Below are 16,265 nucleotides of genomic sequence, written 5' to 3'. Positions count from 1 at the left end.
TCCGTGACTGACACAACATTACAGCTTGAAGACGCCGCGATTGGCCTTGATGCCGATGCACCAGCCGCATGGAGCGCAGCCACCTGGTTCGCGGTCATTTCATTGGCGGCCACCAGCTTTGCCCTGGTGTCGGCCGAATTCCTGCCCGCAGGTCTGCTGACGCCAATGGCACGCGATCTCGGCATCAGCGAGGGGACGGCCGGCCAGGTCGTCACCGCCACCGCTTCCGTCGGCGCTGTGACGGCCATGTTGAGCAATGTTCTCATCGGCCGCTTGAATCGCAAGGCGGTGCTGGTTGGTCTCAGCGCCCTCGCGGTCGGTTCCAATATCCTGGCGGCGCTGGCGACCGATTTCTGGCTGTTGCTGTTGGGCCGGGCCGGGCTGGGCATCGCTCTCAGCGCTTTCTGGGCACTTTCGGTCGCCGTCGTGGCGAGGCTGGTTGGCGCCAATGCGACAGGTCGGGGCATGGCGATCGTCACCCTCGGCGTCTCGCTTGCCACCATTGCCGCACCGTCGATGGGCGCGCTGATCAGTGACTGGATTGGGTGGCGCAGTGCCATGGCCATGACGGCGGGGCTGGCCGCGCTTGCCATGCTGCTGCAGCTTCTCAGCCTGCCGACCTTGCCTGCAACGGCAAGCAACAGCCTTGCAGATGTATTTCGGCTGACCCGGCGGCGCGGCATCCAACTCGGCATGCTGGCCATTGTTTTGCTGATGACGGGGCATTTTGCCGGCTCGGTCTATGTGCGTCCCTTCCTCGAACAGGTGACACTCCTTACAACCGGACCGATTGCCCTGGCTCTGCTCGGGTTTGGCATCGCTGCCGTGATCGGTAATGTTGCCGGCGGCCGCATGGCCGACACCAACATCCACATGGCCCTCGCAGTCACCGCAGCGTTGATGGCGGTTGCGGCACTTACTTTGCTGCTTTGGGGCTCGCATATCGGCGTTGCCTTCGGCTTCGTTACGCTGTGGGGTTTCGCCTTTGGCATGGCGCCGGTGGTGCTGCCGACCAATATGTCGCGCGCGGCGCCTGATGCGCTGGAGGCAGCGGGCAGCCTGATGGTCACCTCTTTCCAAATTGCCATCACCATCGGCGCGGTTGTCGGCGGCTATGTCGTGGACACCTATGGCGCGACCGGGCCTTTGACTCTGACTGCTGTCCTTGCCGCATCGACCGCCGTCTTGGCGCTGCTGCAGCCACGCAGCTGAACTTTGCTGCCGCCGATAAAATAGCCTGAATCCGGGCCGCCGCCGATGTTGCAGGCGCGATACACAAGTTGAGGCCGGGAACACGTTGCATCTTGCCGCAATCGAAGGCTAAGGACGCTCGGCTTCGGCCATTGGAGGGTGATCGACGATCAAGTCGCGCCCTTTTTGAGGAGATGACTGACATGAAGAAGTTTTTGTTTGTTGCCGTCGGCCTGGCGGTGCTTGCCGGTTCGGCTTGCTCGAAGGCGCCCGAGTGCACGGCGGAAATCGCGACCAAGAAGGCGCAGGACATGGCTACCGCGCTGCAGGAAGCGATTACCAAGGACCCGTCCAAAGCGGCTGATCTGACGGCCAAGGTCCAGGCGGTGACAACCAAGTATCAGGGCGCTACGACATTGGCCGACGCCTGCAAGGCCTATGACGAACTGACGGCCACAATCAAAGGCTAACGCCCTGATTTGAGATCAAGGCCTAAGCGCCTGATTCGATTGGTCAAGGGAGAGGGCGGTGACCGTTGGGTCGCCGCCTTTTTTTCGGATTTTTCAGTTCGGCGCGATGGAGCCGACTTCGACTGCGTCGACGCGCTTCAGGCTCATGCCGATCACCGGCACCAATTGGTCGTCGACGCGCACGGCAATAGTCACTGTCATCGAATTGTCGTCAGGGATGCGAGCCTGCATGACGCCGCGGAGCTGGTTGCGGTTGATGGTGAAGACCACTTTGCGGGGATCGACGACGTTGCCGCCGATGATGTCGAGGCCGGAACCGGCCGCGCCACCCATAAAGCTGCCCTTGTAGCCCTCGCGGCCCTTGCGCTCGATCTTGGCCGACATCTGCTGGGTGAACATGCCAACCCGGCAGCCGCCGTCGAGCGACATGCCGACCTTGCCGTCGGGCGTCGAGCCGGTGAAGCTGCAGTTGAACTTGGTGCCTTTGTACTTGCCGGCGACAATTTCGCCGGGTCCGATCCACTTGCCTTCTGCCGCCTGGAAGAACTGCTTGTCCGGCTCCGCCGCAGAGGCCACTCCGGCAAGGCCGACGACTGCCGCAATCACCGTTGCCAGGGGCAGGACGCTGGATAGAATTACGCTTTTCATCGACGACACCCGGCAACAAAGATGCTGTTTGGAACCCGTCTGACCATGAACAAGATTGGTTAATGCTTCGTCACCGCGAGGCCGCCGCAAAGCAGTCCGGTAACAATTCCGAAGATCCAGACACTCCAGCCGGCTCACTTGCCGGATCGGGTCGTTTCACCGTCTTTCCTGGTTGCGAACGATGTCAGCGCCGAGAGGAAGTCGCCCAATCCGGGACGCTTGGCGGCGCTGAAGGGCAGGGGTCGCGCCGTCTCCATCGCGGCGATGCCGATGCGCGCCGTCATCATGCCGTTGACGACGCCCTCGCCAAGCTTGGCCGAAAGGCGCGCGGCCAGGCCGTGGCCGACGATCTGCTGGACGAAACTGTCACCGACGGCGATCGAGCCGGTGACCGCCAGATGCGCCAGCACGCTGCGCGCCAGGCGGAAGAAACCCAGCGTTCCGGGCCGCCCGCCATAGAGTTCCGAGAGACGGCGAATGAGCCGCCCCGCCTCGAACACGACATAGGCGACATCGACGAGTGCGCGTGGACTGACCGCCGTCACCAGCGAAACGCGTTTGGCGGCTTCGAGAATCATCACCTTCGCCCTGGCATCGAGGGGGCCCAGAATTTCTGCCTCGGCCAGGCGCACGAGATTGCCGCCGTCGATGATTTCGCCGCGCAGTTCGGCCAGCGCGCGCCGGCCGGCCGCGGTTTCGGGTTTGGCCGCGACAAAGGCCGACAATTCGTCGACGACCGATCGTGCCGCCTTGGGATCGTCGCGGGCGATCGCGTCGAGCGCACGCTTCTGCAGCTTTTCGACCTCGGCGAGGCGGGCGATCGCCAGGAATTCGCGAATCAGGATAACCACAAGCGCCAGCACGGCAATGGCGGCCATGCCCGCCGCCAGCCAGCCCAGCCATTCGGCGCGCGCGAAGAGGTCGCGTATGAGTTCGTCGGTCCATAGGCCGACCGCCAGCGAAACAAGCACGCCAAAGGCGCCGAAGAAGATGCTGCCGAGCAGCGAACGCTTCCTGGGGGCAATGGCCGGCGGCGGCTCCGCGGCAATGAAGTCGGGCTCGTCGAAGACATCGACTTCCGCCGGGATGACCATCGCGACATCGGTCTTCATCGCGCGGGGTTTACGCTGGATGTCGGCCTGGGCACGGCGCGCCTGCGGCTCCTCTTGCCTTGGTTCGGCTTCCGGCTCGATGCGGAACGCTGCCGGCTTGCGGGGCGCGGTCATGCCAGATGATCTCCGATCAGGAACTGCAAGGCACGGTCGAGCCTGATATGCGGCAGCGACAGGGTGATACCTTCGGCCGTGCGTTCTAGCTTTGGGGGACGGAAACGGACGAAGCGGATTGCAGGGTCCGCGGCATCCTGCTTGTGATCGGCTCCCGAAAGATCAAAAACCGCATCAATTTTCTCCGGTAAATCACCAGGAAATATGGCTGTTTCAGTTTTTCCATCGAAGGTTTCGGCGTTGATCTTCTCGCCGGCGATCGGCGTGCCGATAATGACTGGCAACGTCTCTCGGCCTTGCTTGACGGTGCCTTCGCGCGTCGCGCGCACCGCCGCCATGGCGACCACATCGACGTCGGCGCCGGTGAAATTCGCCCGTGCCACGGCGCGGTCGGCAAGCCGCCGCACGATCGACTGCAGGCGGTCATGGCTTTCGTGATGCAGATGGTCGGCTTTGGTCGCGGCAACCAGGATGCGGTCGATCCGCCGCGAGAACAGGTCGGTGAGGAAACTGCCCCGGCCGGGTCGGAAACAGCTAAGGATCTCGGTTACCGCGCGTTCCAGGTCGGCCATGGCGCCGGGGCCGGCGTTCAGCGCCTGCATGGCGTCGATCAGCACGATCTGGCGATCGAGGCGGGTGATGTGTTCGCGGAAGAAGGGTTTGACGACATGGGTCTTGTAGGCCTCGTAGCGCCGGTCCATCATGGCGTGCAGCGACCCTGCGCGCGGACGCCTGTCGCCGATCCCGGCCAGGGGCGCGAAAGTCAGTGCCGGCGAGCCTTCGAGATCGCCCGGCATCAGGAAACGGCCGGGCGGCAAAGTCGAAAGCGCCCGCTCGTCGAGCTTGCAGGCCTTCAGATAGGCGGCGAAGCTTTCGGCCAGGCGGCGCGCCGTCATCTCGTCGGCATCGGCGTCCGGATCGATCCCAGCCGACAGCGCCCGCCAAGCCTGCGACAGGTCCTCGCGCACCGGCAGAACGGCCATTTCAAAGGCTTCGTGCGAAAAATCGGCGAAGGATTTGCCGAGCAGGGGCAGATCGAGCAGCCATTCGCCGGGATAATCGACGATATCGACCGACAGTCTGCCTGAAGAAAACATGCGGCTCCAGCCGGAAGCCGATTCATATTCGATGGTCAGCCGCAGTTCCGAAATGGCGCGCGTCGAATCGGGCCAGGCACGATCGTTGACCAGGGCGGCGATGTGGTCCTCGTACTGGAAACGCGGCACCGCGTCGTCGGGCTGCTGCTCGAGGAAGGCGCGGGCGATGCGCCCAGATTTCTGCGCCTCGAACAGCGGCAGGCGGCCGCCATGGATCAAATTGTGGACTAGGGCCGATATGAACACCGTTTTGCCGGCGCGGGACAATCCGGTCACGCCGAGGCGCAGCGATGGGGAAAAAAGCCCGGTGGCGCGGCCTGACAGCGTGTCGAGGGCAATCCTCGCCTCGTCGGTGAAGGTGGTCAGCGATGATGCCAAAATATGCTCTCTCGGACTTCGGTCCGTCCGATATAGGCTCTACAACCAGGCTTTGAAATGGCTTCAGAGATCGGCCGGCGTCAGGAACGCTTCGAGATAGCCGGCGCCTTGGGCGGCGCTGGCAAGATCGCCGTCGAAGCGGACGACCGCCAGGCCCGCGGTCGGAAACCCGTGGTTCAGCGTGGCCCGCGCGGTTTCGTCGCCGTCGCCCGAAACTGCCATGGTGAGGTCTTCCATCATCGGGTTGTGGCCAATGACCAGCAATGAGCCCGATCCGCCATTGTCGCGGATAAGGTGGAGGTAACCGGCCGCGTCCGCGCTGTAGAGCGCGTCGAAGAACAGGACCCGGCCGGTGTCGGTCTGGCCGGCCAGGCTTTCCAGCGTCTCCTTGGCGCGTTTGGCATTGGAGCAGAGCGTGCGGTCCGGAACATAGAGGCGGGAGCGCATGGCGGCGCCCATCATTTCGGCATCGGAACGGCCGGACGCGTCGAGCGGGCGATCGAAATCCCGCATACCGGGCAGTGCCCAGCCAGCCTTTGCATGTCGCAACAGATAAAGCCTGCTCACCCAACCTCCGAATGCCGAAGCCTCCCGGGATTAGCCACGAGAACGGCGTTGCGCACAATGCCCGTGCTCTTCAGACACAGCGAATCACCCAATGCTGCTTGCTGCAAAGGCGCTTGCGTTCGCCCCGGGATCACGGCCGATCTCGGAAAGCATGTGCCACCGGATCCAAAGTGTCTCGGCGGAGTTTGTACCAAAGCGACCGTACGCGGCTGCAAAGACCCGTGGCGGGGTACTTTAACAATTGCGTGAAACAGCGGCCGATTGCGCTTGTGCAGGCGTCGGACGACGAATATATAGGCGCCAAATTTGGGGCAGTTTGGGTGAGTCGAATGAACGACATCGTTACCGCCGATTACGTACCCTCCGAAGACGAGCCGTTCATGAACGAGCGGCAGAAATCCTACTTCCGCTCAAAGCTCGTCACCTGGAAGAATGACATATTGCGCGAAGCGCGCGAAACACTGGAAATCCTGCAGCAAGAAAACGCCAACCACCCCGATCTGGCCGATCGCGCCTCTTCGGAAACCGACCGTGCCATCGAACTCAGGGCCCGTGACCGTCAGCGCAAGCTCATTGCAAAGATCGACTCCGCCCTGCAGCGCATCGACGAAGGCACTTACGGCTATTGCGAAGAGACCGGCGAGCCGATCGCGCTGAAGCGGCTCGATGCGCGTCCGATCGCGACATTGTCGATCGAAGCGCAGGAGCGGCATGAGCGCCGCGAAAAAGTCTATCGCGACGACTGAAGGTCAAGGCCGGCGGCGCACGGCCGGCTGTCCCGAACGAACTCGATCCTGAAAATGGCCGGTTTTCCGGCCATTTCTATTGGTGCGGCATCCACCGCTCTGAGGCGCGCGAAGGCCGCAAACCCTTGATATTTTGCGCTTGGACGAGGTGGTTCGGTAGCGGACCGGCGGCGATGTTTCGCGGGATAGCGACCCGGCCGTCGCTCATCTCTTCTGACTGGAGAGTTCGCCGAGAAGCTTGGTCATCTCGTCGTCGAGCGACTGCGGCGCCGCCGGCTTGCCCACCGGGCCGCCCGAACGGGGCTGGTCTAGCGACACTTCGAGCTCCCTCATCAGCGTGTCGTCGATGCTGTCTTGCACCGGCTGCGGTGGTGGCGGGGCGTGCCGGGCGGTGTTGGCATTGGCGGAGCCGTAGGCCGGCAACGGCGTGACATTGGTCGGCTGATAGCTTTGCGTTGCCGGCTTCGGTGCAGGTGCCGGCGGCGCTGTTGGACGCGGGCGGGCGGGCGTCGTGTTCACCGGCTGTGGAGCGGGTGCCTGTCTGGCCGGCGGCGGAGCGGGTTGCGGCGGACGTGGCCTTGTTGCTGCCGGGGCCGCGGTGGCCGGGACCGGCTGCAAGCCACCGTCTCCAGTCAATGCCGGCCGGCGTAGCGCCGAAAGTCGGATATCGCGCTCGACGACGACGTCGGTCGGGCCGCCGATCAGAAGCAGGTGCTCGATATCGTCACGGCGTATCAGCACCAACCTGCGATGGCTGTCGACGGCGGTGGCATCCATGACGGCCAGTCGCGTCTTGCGGTTCCGGCCACCGGCGACGAAGGTTCCGAATGTCAGGTTGCGCACCAGCTTGATGATGACGAGAACGATGACCAGCAGGACAAGCGCTGCAAACGTCCACAGCAATGCTGCGGCATAACCGGGACCTGCCACGCTATCGAGCCATTGCATTGGGTTCCCCTGATCGCCCTTGGAAGTGACGAGACACTAGACCGTTGCAGCGGGCTACCGCAAGTTGCGTTTCACGCCGGTGAACAGCTAGAAAAACTCCGAAGCCCGGAAGACATCATTTTTATCCGACATTTGCCGCCCAGGCCTTTTCCGGACTAGGAGAATGTGATTCAACCCGCTAGGGGCGGGTGTCGGAACACCGGAATTCACGAGCAGGGGGCACATGGCCAAGGAAGCGCGCGGCGATTTCTATCCGGTACCGATCGTCGACCAGAATACGCGACCCGGCGCGGTCACCCGGCTTATCATTTTCATCGTCGTTCTGACGGGGGCGGCGATCGTCTTCGGGCTTTTCCGCGAGCGCCTCGGCGATCCTTTCCTGCTCGGCATGCTCGGCGTGCTGGCGATGATCGGCGTCGGCTTTCTGTTTGCGACGGCGATCGGCTTCGTGCAGGTCACGCCACGCTCGACAGGCGACGAACTGTCGAAATCCTTCGTCGATTCGATGTCGCAGGGGCTTCTCGTCACCGACACCAAGGGCCGCGTCGTCTACGCCAATCGCGCCTATGCGGATATGACCGGAGCATCGTCCGCTGCCGATCTGAAGACCGTCGAGGGATTGCTCTCGGATGTCCCCGAAGCCTCGGTGACGATCTATCGCCTGGCGTCCGGCCTGCGCGACGGCCAGTCGGGCGACGGCGAGTTTAGGCTCGCACAGTCCATTCGGCCCGGTGCCGAGCCTGGCGCCCGCTGGTACCGGGCCCGCGCCCGCGCCTTCAGCGTTCCAGGCCAGCGGCTGCCGATGCTGGCCTGGCAGCTTGCCGACATCTCGCAGGAGCGGGCCGAGCAGGAGCGCTTCTTCCTCGACCTGCAGAAGGCGATCGATCACCTCGACCACGCGCCGGCCGGCTTCTTTTCGGCCGACCAGGAGGGCCGCGTCACCTATATCAACGCCACGCTCGCCGAATGGCTTGGCATCGACCTCACCAGCTTCACGCCCGGCGCCGTGTCTCTGTCGAAGATCGTGGCCGGCGACGGCATGGCGCTGGTCCGCTCGGTCAAGGCCGACCCCGGCACCACACGCAACGCGGTGATCGATCTCGACCTGACGACCACGACGGGCGAAGCGCTGCCGGTGCGCTTCATGCACCGTGTTTCGGCCAGCCGCGAAGGATTGAACGGGCCGACACGCACGATCGTGCTCAACCGCACGCAAGGCGAGGATGCCTCTGCCGATTTGCGGGCTTCGGAAGTGCGCTTCACCCGCTTCTTCAACTCGACACCGATGGCGATCGCCGGCGTCGACCACAATGGGCGCATCCTGCGCACCAATGCGCCGTTCCTGTCGCTGTTTTCGTCTGTCGTCGATCGCGACGCCGTCGACCGTCGCGTAAGGCTCGACACGGTGATCCACGAACGCGACCGGCCGGCCTTCGCGGCTGCCTTCGAGAAAGCGCAGCAGCGGCAGGCCGACATCGAGCCGATCGACACGCTTTTGCCCGGCAACGACGAACGGCACATCCGCTTCTACGTCAATGCCGTCGCCGACGGCACCGGTGGCGAGGGCGCCGAGGAGTCGGCCATCGTCTACGCCGTCGAGACGACGGAGCAGAAGGCGCTCGAAGGGCAGATGGCGCAGAGCCAGAAGATGCAGGCGGTCGGCCAGCTTGCCGGCGGCATCGCGCATGATTTCAACAATGTGCTGACCGCCATCATCATGGCGTCCGACCTTTTGTTGACCAATCACCGTCCGTCGGACCCCTCCTTCCCCGACATCATGAACATCAAGCAGAACGCCAACCGGGCGGCTTCGCTGGTGCGGCAGCTTCTGGCCTTCTCGCGCAAGCAGACATTGCGGCCGGAAGTGCTCAACCTGACCGACGTACTCGCCGATCTCAGGATGCTGCTCGCCCGCCTTGTCGGCAACGACATCAAGCTGAAGGTTGATCATGGCCGCGACCTGTGGCCGGTCAAGGTCGATATCGGGCAGTTCGAGCAGGTGGTCGTCAACCTTGCGGTCAACGCGCGCGACGCAATGCCGGCGGGCGGCGATCTCACCGTGCGCACCCGCAATGTGACCGCCGAGGAGTGCAAGGCCTTTTCCTACCGCGAACTCGCCCCGGCGGACTATGTCGTGGTCGAAGTCGAGGACACCGGCAGCGGCATCGCGCCCGACGTGCTGAAGAAGATTTTCGAGCCTTTCTTCACAACCAAGGAAGTCGGCAAGGGCACTGGCCTTGGCCTGTCGATGGTCTATGGCATCATCAAGCAGACCGGCGGCTTCATCTTCTGCGATTCCGAAGTCGGCAAAGGCTCGACTTTCCGCATTTTCCTGCCGCGTCACATCGCCAAAGCGAAAAAAGCAGGCGAGCCCGGCGATGCGCCGGCGACGCCGGCAAAGGTCGCCGATCCGGCCAAGGATCTGTCGGGCTCGGCCACGGTGCTGCTCGTCGAGGACGAGGATGCCGTGCGCATGGGCGGCATGCGGGCGCTGACCTCGCGTGGCTACACCGTGCACGAGGCATCGTCGGGCGTCGAGGCGCTGGAAGTGTTCGAGGCGCTGGGCGGCAAGGTCGATATCGTCGTTTCCGACGTGGTCATGCCGGAAATGGACGGACCGACACTGCTTGGTGAATTGCGCAAGCGCCAGCCGGACATCAAGTTCGTCTTCGTGTCCGGCTACGCCGAGGACGCATTCGCCAGAAACCTCCCGGCAGATGCGCATTTCGGCTTTCTGCCCAAGCCGTTTTCGCTCAAGCAACTGGCGACGATCGTCAAGGACGTGCTGGAGTCTTAGAGCCTTTCCCATGTTCCACCTTGCACAACGCCGTGACAACGCCATGATTGCGGGTGAAACGGCAGGAAGGCTTAGGGGAGCAACTGGTGACGCCGCACAACGAAGCGGACAAGGACGACTACGCCGACACGGTTTTGTTGCCGGGTGACCCGCAGCGCGCCGAGTGGATGGCGCAAACGTTCCTGGAAGCGCCGCGCTGCATCAATCGCCGCCGCGGCGCGCTTGGCTTCACCGGGCTGTTTGGCGGCAAACCCGTCAGCATTCAGGCGACGGGCATCGGCGTTTCATCGTTTCTGATCTATGCGCATGAATTGCTGGACCATTATGGCGCCCGGACGTTGATCCGCACCGGCACCTGCGGCAGCCTGACCGCAAAGGCAAAACTGCGCAGCCTTGTCATCTCGCAATCGGCACAGGCGGAAAGCGCCCAGAGCGGCCAGGTTTTCGGCCTTTATGGACCCGCTGGCCCCGACCCGGCGCTCCTCGCATCGTCACTGGCCAAGGCGGTAGAATTCGGCATCGACCATCATGCCGGCCTGACGGTGTGCAGCGACATCTTCTATCACCCGGAGGGGCGCGCCCGTTTTGCCGTTGCGCGGGCGCAAGGAGCCCTGGCCGTGGATATGGAAACCAGCGCGCTATATCGCATATCGCAGCATTTCGGAGCGCGCGCGCTGTCGATGTGTGTCGTGGTCGACAACATCGAGACCGGCGAACAGACCGACTATTCCGAGCGCCAGGCGCTTTTCACCGACATGACCCGTCTGGCGCTCGCTGTCGCTGTGGAAGCGGGCTAAGCAGCCTCCCGCTTCGGCACCATCTGCTCATCCATTCCCGGCCGATGGCCCCGCAGATAGAGCGCGCAGGTGGTGCGCAGCATCGACGCAAAGTTCGGGATGGCGCCGTTGATCTCGATGGCTTCGTCATAAAGCTTCGAAATGAATTTTGGCGTCGTCAAATCCTGGTTTTCGGCGATTTCGTCCAGCAAAGCCCAGAATGTCGCTTCGAGCTGGATGCTGGTCGAGTGGCCGTCGATGCGAATCGACCGGTTGATCTGGCGATAGCCTTCGGGATCCTGGCCCGCAAACACCCTGCACATCCGACAAACCTCCCATGATTGTTGGTCTTGGGTGGACGGGCGTGCAGTTTGATACTGCTTGACCTGTCCCCACATGCATTCTCGGGCAAAATTGCCGGTCCGGCAATCGGACTTTCGTCCCGTTCGCGGCTGCGGGCGTGGTAACCGGCTGCCACCACCTTTTTCCCGTGCCGCGCATAATCGCCTCCACACCAGAACGGAGACTGATTTGGCCAAGGCGATCCACAGTATGATCCGGGTTCTCGACGAAGCCCGATCGCTCGATTTCTACAGAAACGCCTTCGGGCTCGATGTCGCCGACAGGCTGGATTTCGAGACATTCACGCTCATTTACCTCAGCAATGCCGAGGCAGGGTTCGAGCTCGAACTGACCGTGAACAAGGATCGGCAGGAGCCTTACGGGCTCGGCGACGGCTACGGCCATCTGGCGGTCTCGGTCGTCGATCTCGACGGCGAACATGATCGTCTCGGCGCGCTAGGGCTCAACCCGAAGAAAATCGTCGAGTTCAACCGCGACGGGTCGCTGATCGCCCGCTTTTTCTTCATCGAGGATCCCGACGGCTACAAGATCGAGGTTCTGCAACGCGGAGGTCGCTTCCAATAGGAGACATCGCAGCCGTCCCCTGACGGGGGCAGCGCGCCAGCAACGGCGTTCTGAAGAGAGCGCACATAGCAAGCAGGGAGGAATAAAATGGTCACGATCTATGACGCGAAGCCCGGGCTGTCCCGTCGCGAGCTTCTCAAACGCGGCAGCATCGGCGCGCTGCTCGTCATCTCAGGCGGCGCCGTCATCAGCCCCGAGCATGCCTGGGGACTGGAGACATCGGCACTCAAGCCCGAAACCATGGCGACGCTGATCCAGATGGCGCGTGACATCTATCCGCACGATAAGGTTCCGGACAAATATTACGCCATTGCCGTGAAAGGCCACGACGAACAGGCCGGCAAGGACGCCGCCTACAAGACTATGCTCGAAGATGGCATCGCCGACCTCGACAAGAAGTCCGGTGACGGCGGCTACCGCGGCCTTGGCTGGGAGGACCAGCGCGTCGCCGTGCTGAAGCAAATCGAGGCGACGCCGTTCTTCCAGGCCATTCGGGGTGGCCTCGTGGTCAGCCTCTACAACCAGAAAGAGGTGTGGCCGATCTTCGGTTACGAGGGCGAGTCCTATTCCAAGGGCGGCTACATCGCGCGCGGTTTCGACGACATCGAGTGGCTCTGAGCCCCGTCGTTCTTGAACCCGCAAACAGAAATCATGGGAGGAAACCATGGCAGCTTCATTTGATCTGAACAACGATGGCGTGGTCGTCATCATCGGCTCGGGCGCCGGCGGCGGCACGCTCGGCAACGAACTCGCCCAGAAGGGTGTCGACGTCGTCATCCTGGAAGCCGGCGCGCGCCACGAATACGAAGACTTCATCAATGACGAGTGGGGTTCGTTCAGCCAGCTCGCCTGGACGGACAAGCGCACCACGTCGGGCGACTGGCGTGTGGCCAAGGACTTTCCCAACCTGCCGGCCTGGATCGTCAAGTCGGTCGGCGGTTCGACCACGCATTGGGCGGGAGCTTCGCTGCGCTTCCAGGAGCATGAGTTCAAGGGGCTGTCGACCTACGGCAAACTGGAAGGCGCCAACCTGCTCGATTGGCCGATCACGCTGGCCGAGATGGAGCCCTACTATGCCCAGGCTGAAGCCAAGATGGGCGTCACCGGCACCAATGACTGGCCGCGGCTGCCGGGCAACAACAATTTCAAGGTGTTGAAGGCCGGCGCCGACAAGCTCGGCTACAAGGAATGCCACACCGGCAACATGGCGATCAACTCGGTCGATCGCGACGACCGCATGTCCTGCCAGCAGACCGGCTTCTGCTTCCAGGGCTGTAAATGGGGCGCCAAATGGTCGACGCTCTACACCGAGATACCCAAGGGAGAGGCGACAGGCCATCTCGAAGTCAGGCCGAATGCCATGGCGATCAAGATCAACCATGACGCCAGCGGAAAGGTGACCGGCGTTGTCTACGCCGACAAAGACGGCAAGCTGCAGGAGCAGAAGGCGCGCATCGTCGCGGTTGCCGGCAATTCGATCGAGAGCCCGCGGCTGCTGCTCAATTCGGCGTCGGGGAAATTCCCCGATGGGCTTGCCAACTCGTCGGGTCAGGTCGGCAAGAACTACATGCGTCACACCACCGGCTCGGTCTATGCCATCTTCGACAGACCGGTGCACATGTATCGCGGCACGACCATGGCCGGCATCATCCGCGACGAGGCGCGGCATGATCCATCGCGCGGTTTCGTTGGTGGCTACGAGTTCGAGACGCTGTCGCTCGGCCTGCCGTTCATGGCAGCGTTTCTTGATCCGGGCGCATGGGGGCGCTCGTTCACCACAGCACTCGATCACTACGACCACATGGCCGGCCTTTGGATCGTCGGTGAGGACATGCCGCGCGCGGAGAACCGCATCGCGCTGCATGCCGACGAGAAGGACGCGCACGGCATGCCGATCGCCGACGTGCATTTCGACGATCATCCAAACGACACCGCGATGCGTAACCACGCCTACAAGCAGGCTACGGCACTCTATGATGCGGTCGGCGCCACCCGCACCTTCCCGACGCCGCCCTATCCGTCGACCCACAATCTCGGTACCAACCGGATGAGCGAGAAAGCGGAAGACGGCGTCGTCAACAAGCACGGCCAGGCGCACGACATCAAGAACCTGTTCGTGTCGGATGGCAGCCAGTTCACCACCGGGGCCGCCGAAAACCCGACCCTGACGATCGTGTCGCTGGCGATCCGCCAGGCCGACTACATCGCCGCGCAGATGTCGGCCAAGACGATCTAGTCACATCCTCCCGACGGACTGCTGGCGCGGAACCGGCAAGGTTCCGCGCCTTTTTCTTGCCGCCTCACTGCTTTGTGCAGGTCGAGGCGGTGAAGGCGCCGTCGGGCTGCTTCATGATGATGTCGAAGGAGGGCACGGTTTCGCCGTCCAGCGTCGCCTGGGTCAGCGACAGTGAATTGCCGCCGGCGGTATATCCGCCCAGCGGCCCCAGCCCCGAGATCACGCCGTTTGCGTCCATTTGGTAGTTGTAGCCCTGCCGCGCGGTGCCGAAGACGCTAAGGCTGGTGTAGACGGGGCCGCTGTAGACGTTCCCCTTGATGGTGATGTCGCCGAGGCTGAGGAACATGCCAAGCAGGTACACTTCGCAATGATAGGCGCCGTCAGGCATCTTGCCGTCGCTGAAATCGGCTCGCGCGGCCACGGTTGCTGCAGCCAGAAGCAGTATGCCGATGAAAATACGTGAAATACCTGAAACCATGACGTCGCTCGCTTGAAGAGCGAGCTTGCCCTATTTTTGCACCGCGCCGCAACATCGGTCGCCTGAGGCACTGGTGAGTTCAAAATCTAGGCAGATTTGGCAAATGATCGAAAAATAGGCAGAGGCTGCGCAAGCTGCGCAAAATTCCCTCAATCGATTTCTGGCCACCTCTCTTTGTTTTGTAAGCCCTATATGCCAAGGTGCTGATATCTATAATTTATTTGTGCCTTTCGGGATTGCCAGAGCGGTTGGCATGGGGGTTGCTTTGTAGTGTTGCGGTGCAATCAACTAGCTTGGGAGTCTGTAATATGAGGGGTAATTTCTCGACAATAACAAAAATGTTTTCGGCTGGTGTGGTCGCCGCCGGCCTGTTGACGTCCGCTCCGGTCAAGGCCGCCGACGACACGATCAAGGTCGGCATTCTCCATTCGCTGTCGGGGACCATGGCGATTTCGGAGACGACGCTGAAGGACGCCATGCTGATGCTCATCGACGAGCAGAACGCCAAGGGTGGTCTGCTCGGCAAGAAGCTCGAGGCGGTCGTCGTCGATCCGGCTTCCAACTGGCCGCTGTTTGCCGAAAAAGCGCGCGAACTGATCTCCAAGGACAAGGTCGCGGCGGTGTTCGGCTGCTGGACCTCGGTGTCGCGCAAATCGGTGCTGCCGGTGTTCTCGGAACTCGACAATATCCTGTTCTACCCCGTCCAGTATGAGGGCGAGGAAAGCGAGCGCAACGTGTTCTACACCGGTGCGGCGCCGAACCAGCAGGCCATCCCGGCTGTCGACTATCTGATGAGCGAGGATGGTGGTTCGGTGAAGCGCTGGGTGCTGGAAGGCACCGACTACGTCTATCCGCGCACCACCAACAAGATCCTCGAGGCCTATCTGAAGGCCAAGGGCGTGGCGGCTGAAGACATCATGGTCAATTACACGCCGTTCGGCTTCTCCGACTGGCAGACCGAAGTTTCGGCGATCAAGAAGTTCGGTTCGGCCGGCAAGAAGACCGCCGTCGTCTCGACCGTCAACGGCGACGCCAACGTGCCGTTCTACAAGGAACTCGGCAACCAGGGCATCAAGGCCGAGGACATCCCGGTCATGGCCTTCTCGGTCGGCGAGGAAGAGCTAGCCGGTCTCGACACCGCGCCGCTGGTCGGCCATCTCGCCGCCTGGAACTATTTCGAGAGCGTCGACACGCCCGAGAACAAGAAGTTCATCGCCGACTGGCACAAGTTCATCAAGAACGACAAGCGCACCACCAACGATCCGATGGAAGCCCATTATATCGGCTTCAACATGTGGGTGAAGGCGGTCGAGAAGGCCGGCACCACCGATCCGGACAAGGTCATCGACGCCATGATCGGCGTGTCGGTGCCGAACCTGACCGGCGGCTATTCGACGATGATGCCGAACCACCACATCACCAAGCCGGTGCTGATCGGCGAAATCCAGGCCGACGGCCAGTTCGAAACCGTGTCGCGCACGCCGGGCCTGGTGATGGGTGACGAGTGGTCCGACTATCTGCCTGATTCCAAGGACCTGATCTCCGATTGGCGCGCGCCTCTGTCCTGCGGCAACTTCAATGTTGCCACCGGCAAGTGCGGCGGCAAGGGCACGAACTGATCCTCCCCGGGCTGGACCTTCAGGTCCATGCCCATGACCGCGCGCGGGCGCGCCCGCGGCGGCCCCCCCCCGGCGCCCCCCACGCCCCCCAGGGGGGTGGCGGCCCCCCGCGAGGTGGGCGGGCCCGCCGGGGGGGGGGGGGGGGGGGCGGGGGGGGGGGG

16 protein-coding genes are annotated in these 16,265 nt (G+C 62.8%); 9 read left to right on the top strand and 7 right to left on the bottom strand.

From position 1 onward, the window contains the following. Window positions 1–3 precede the first annotated feature (3 nt). Together AC0L24_RS09930 and AC0L24_RS09925 are read left to right on the top strand one after the other, a co-directional pair. The gene (locus AC0L24_RS09930; RefSeq protein ID WP_128289815.1) at window positions 4–1,212 is read left to right on the top strand and encodes an MFS transporter; all 1,209 of its coding nucleotides are present in this window, start codon (window positions 4–6) and stop codon (window positions 1,210–1,212) included. Between the two features lie 182 nt (window positions 1,213–1,394). Next, complete coding sequence (locus AC0L24_RS09925; RefSeq protein WP_127271315.1) at window positions 1,395–1,661, top strand: hypothetical protein; 267 nt, start codon at window positions 1,395–1,397, stop codon at window positions 1,659–1,661. Between the two features lie 93 nt (window positions 1,662–1,754). Here AC0L24_RS09925 and AC0L24_RS09920 read toward each other — a convergent pair whose 3' ends face one another. The 4 genes from AC0L24_RS09920 to AC0L24_RS09905 all read right to left on the bottom strand — a co-directional run bounded on the left by AC0L24_RS09920 (window position 1,755) and on the right by AC0L24_RS09905 (window position 5,577). Beyond that, window positions 1,755–2,309, bottom strand: a complete 555-nt coding sequence (locus AC0L24_RS09920; protein ID WP_127398986.1) for a hypothetical protein — start codon at window positions 2,307–2,309, stop codon at window positions 1,755–1,757. Between the two features lie 134 nt (window positions 2,310–2,443). Next, window positions 2,444–3,535 (bottom strand): YcjF family protein, encoded by a 1,092-nt coding sequence (locus AC0L24_RS09915; protein WP_127810510.1) that lies wholly within the window; start codon window positions 3,533–3,535, stop codon window positions 2,444–2,446. After that, the gene (locus AC0L24_RS09910) at window positions 3,532–5,010 is read right to left on the bottom strand and encodes a YcjX family GTP-binding protein (protein ID WP_127810509.1); all 1,479 of its coding nucleotides are present in this window, start codon (window positions 5,008–5,010) and stop codon (window positions 3,532–3,534) included. Before AC0L24_RS09910 ends, AC0L24_RS09915 begins: the two co-directional genes overlap by 4 nt. Before the next feature lie 63 nt (window positions 5,011–5,073). Beyond that, complete coding sequence (locus AC0L24_RS09905) at window positions 5,074–5,577, bottom strand: SixA phosphatase family protein (RefSeq protein WP_127810508.1); 504 nt, start codon at window positions 5,575–5,577, stop codon at window positions 5,074–5,076. A gap of 329 nt (window positions 5,578–5,906) precedes the next feature. On the opposite strand from AC0L24_RS09905, the gene dksA reads away from it, so the two are divergent. After that, window positions 5,907–6,323 (top strand): RNA polymerase-binding protein DksA, encoded by a 417-nt coding sequence (gene dksA, locus AC0L24_RS09900; RefSeq protein ID WP_013531862.1) that lies wholly within the window; start codon window positions 5,907–5,909, stop codon window positions 6,321–6,323. 204 nt (window positions 6,324–6,527) lie between these two features. On the opposite strand, the gene AC0L24_RS09895 is transcribed toward dksA, so the two are convergent. Continuing rightward, a complete protein-coding gene (locus tag AC0L24_RS09895; protein WP_127397467.1) occupies window positions 6,528–7,271 on the bottom strand; it encodes a flagellar biosynthetic protein FliO in 744 nt (247 codons plus the stop codon). A 223-nt stretch (window positions 7,272–7,494) separates the two neighbouring features. Here AC0L24_RS09895 and cckA point away from each other — a divergent pair, with 223 nt between their 5' ends. After that, the gene (gene cckA, locus AC0L24_RS09890) at window positions 7,495–10,068 is read left to right on the top strand and encodes a cell cycle histidine kinase CckA (RefSeq protein ID WP_127810506.1); all 2,574 of its coding nucleotides are present in this window, start codon (window positions 7,495–7,497) and stop codon (window positions 10,066–10,068) included. Window positions 10,069–10,154: 86 nt separating this feature from the next. Further along, window positions 10,155–10,865 carry a purine-nucleoside phosphorylase gene (locus AC0L24_RS09885; protein WP_127810505.1) on the top strand — a complete coding sequence of 237 codons (711 nt, stop codon included), beginning with the start codon at window positions 10,155–10,157 and terminating at the stop codon, window positions 10,863–10,865. On the opposite strand, the gene AC0L24_RS09880 is transcribed toward AC0L24_RS09885, so the two are convergent. Further along, on the bottom strand, window positions 10,862–11,167 hold the full coding sequence (locus tag AC0L24_RS09880; RefSeq protein ID WP_127268969.1) for a ribbon-helix-helix domain-containing protein: 306 nt from the start codon (window positions 11,165–11,167) through the stop codon (window positions 10,862–10,864). The two genes, AC0L24_RS09885 and AC0L24_RS09880, sit on opposite strands and share 4 nt — an antisense overlap. Before the next feature lie 208 nt (window positions 11,168–11,375). Here AC0L24_RS09880 and AC0L24_RS09875 point away from each other — a divergent pair, with 208 nt between their 5' ends. From AC0L24_RS09875 to AC0L24_RS09865, 3 genes are all read left to right on the top strand, one after another. Next, entirely contained in the window at window positions 11,376–11,771 is a 396-nt protein-coding gene (locus AC0L24_RS09875; RefSeq protein WP_127271303.1) for a VOC family protein, read from the top strand. A gap of 87 nt (window positions 11,772–11,858) precedes the next feature. Then, a complete protein-coding gene (locus tag AC0L24_RS09870; protein ID WP_473563672.1) occupies window positions 11,859–12,389 on the top strand; it encodes a gluconate 2-dehydrogenase subunit 3 family protein in 531 nt (176 codons plus the stop codon). A gap of 46 nt (window positions 12,390–12,435) precedes the next feature. After that, window positions 12,436–14,007 (top strand): GMC family oxidoreductase, encoded by a 1,572-nt coding sequence (locus AC0L24_RS09865; protein WP_127397184.1) that lies wholly within the window; start codon window positions 12,436–12,438, stop codon window positions 14,005–14,007. A gap of 64 nt (window positions 14,008–14,071) precedes the next feature. Here the strand turns inward: AC0L24_RS09865 and AC0L24_RS09860 are convergent, their stop codons facing one another. Next, the gene (locus AC0L24_RS09860; RefSeq protein ID WP_473563671.1) at window positions 14,072–14,485 is read right to left on the bottom strand and encodes a hypothetical protein; all 414 of its coding nucleotides are present in this window, start codon (window positions 14,483–14,485) and stop codon (window positions 14,072–14,074) included. Between the two features lie 308 nt (window positions 14,486–14,793). Here AC0L24_RS09860 and urtA point away from each other — a divergent pair, with 308 nt between their 5' ends. Continuing rightward, entirely contained in the window at window positions 14,794–16,104 is a 1,311-nt protein-coding gene (urtA, locus tag AC0L24_RS09855) for an urea ABC transporter substrate-binding protein (RefSeq protein WP_027036733.1), read from the top strand. The last annotated feature ends 161 nt before the right edge of the window (window positions 16,105–16,265 follow it).

Source organism: Mesorhizobium sp. WSM4809, from assembly GCF_055811655.1.
Note: the sequence above shows the minus strand (reverse complement) of the source record. Positions and strands in the feature narration are given on the sequence as shown.

Bases quoted from the DNA above. Each gene is read 5' to 3' on its own strand.
- AC0L24_RS09925 (WP_127271315.1), top strand. From the start codon at position 1,395: ATGAAGAAGTTTTTGTTTGTTGCCGTCGGCCTGGCGGTGCTTGCCGGT.
- AC0L24_RS09920 (WP_127398986.1), bottom strand. From the start codon at position 2,309: ATGAAAAGCGTAATTCTATCCAGCGTCCTGCCCCTGGCAACGGTGATT.
- AC0L24_RS09915 (WP_127810510.1), bottom strand. From the start codon at position 3,535: ATGACCGCGCCCCGCAAGCCGGCAGCGTTCCGCATCGAGCCGGAAGCC.
- dksA (WP_013531862.1), top strand. From the start codon at position 5,907: ATGAACGACATCGTTACCGCCGATTACGTACCCTCCGAAGACGAGCCG.
- AC0L24_RS09895 (WP_127397467.1), bottom strand. From the start codon at position 7,271: ATGCAATGGCTCGATAGCGTGGCAGGTCCCGGTTATGCCGCAGCATTG.
- cckA (WP_127810506.1), top strand. From the start codon at position 7,495: ATGGCCAAGGAAGCGCGCGGCGATTTCTATCCGGTACCGATCGTCGAC.
- AC0L24_RS09880 (WP_127268969.1), bottom strand. From the start codon at position 11,167: ATGTGCAGGGTGTTTGCGGGCCAGGATCCCGAAGGCTATCGCCAGATC.
- AC0L24_RS09870 (WP_473563672.1), top strand. From the start codon at position 11,859: ATGGTCACGATCTATGACGCGAAGCCCGGGCTGTCCCGTCGCGAGCTT.
- AC0L24_RS09865 (WP_127397184.1), top strand. From the start codon at position 12,436: ATGGCAGCTTCATTTGATCTGAACAACGATGGCGTGGTCGTCATCATC.
- AC0L24_RS09860 (WP_473563671.1), bottom strand. From the start codon at position 14,485: ATGGTTTCAGGTATTTCACGTATTTTCATCGGCATACTGCTTCTGGCT.
- urtA (WP_027036733.1), top strand. From the start codon at position 14,794: ATGAGGGGTAATTTCTCGACAATAACAAAAATGTTTTCGGCTGGTGTG.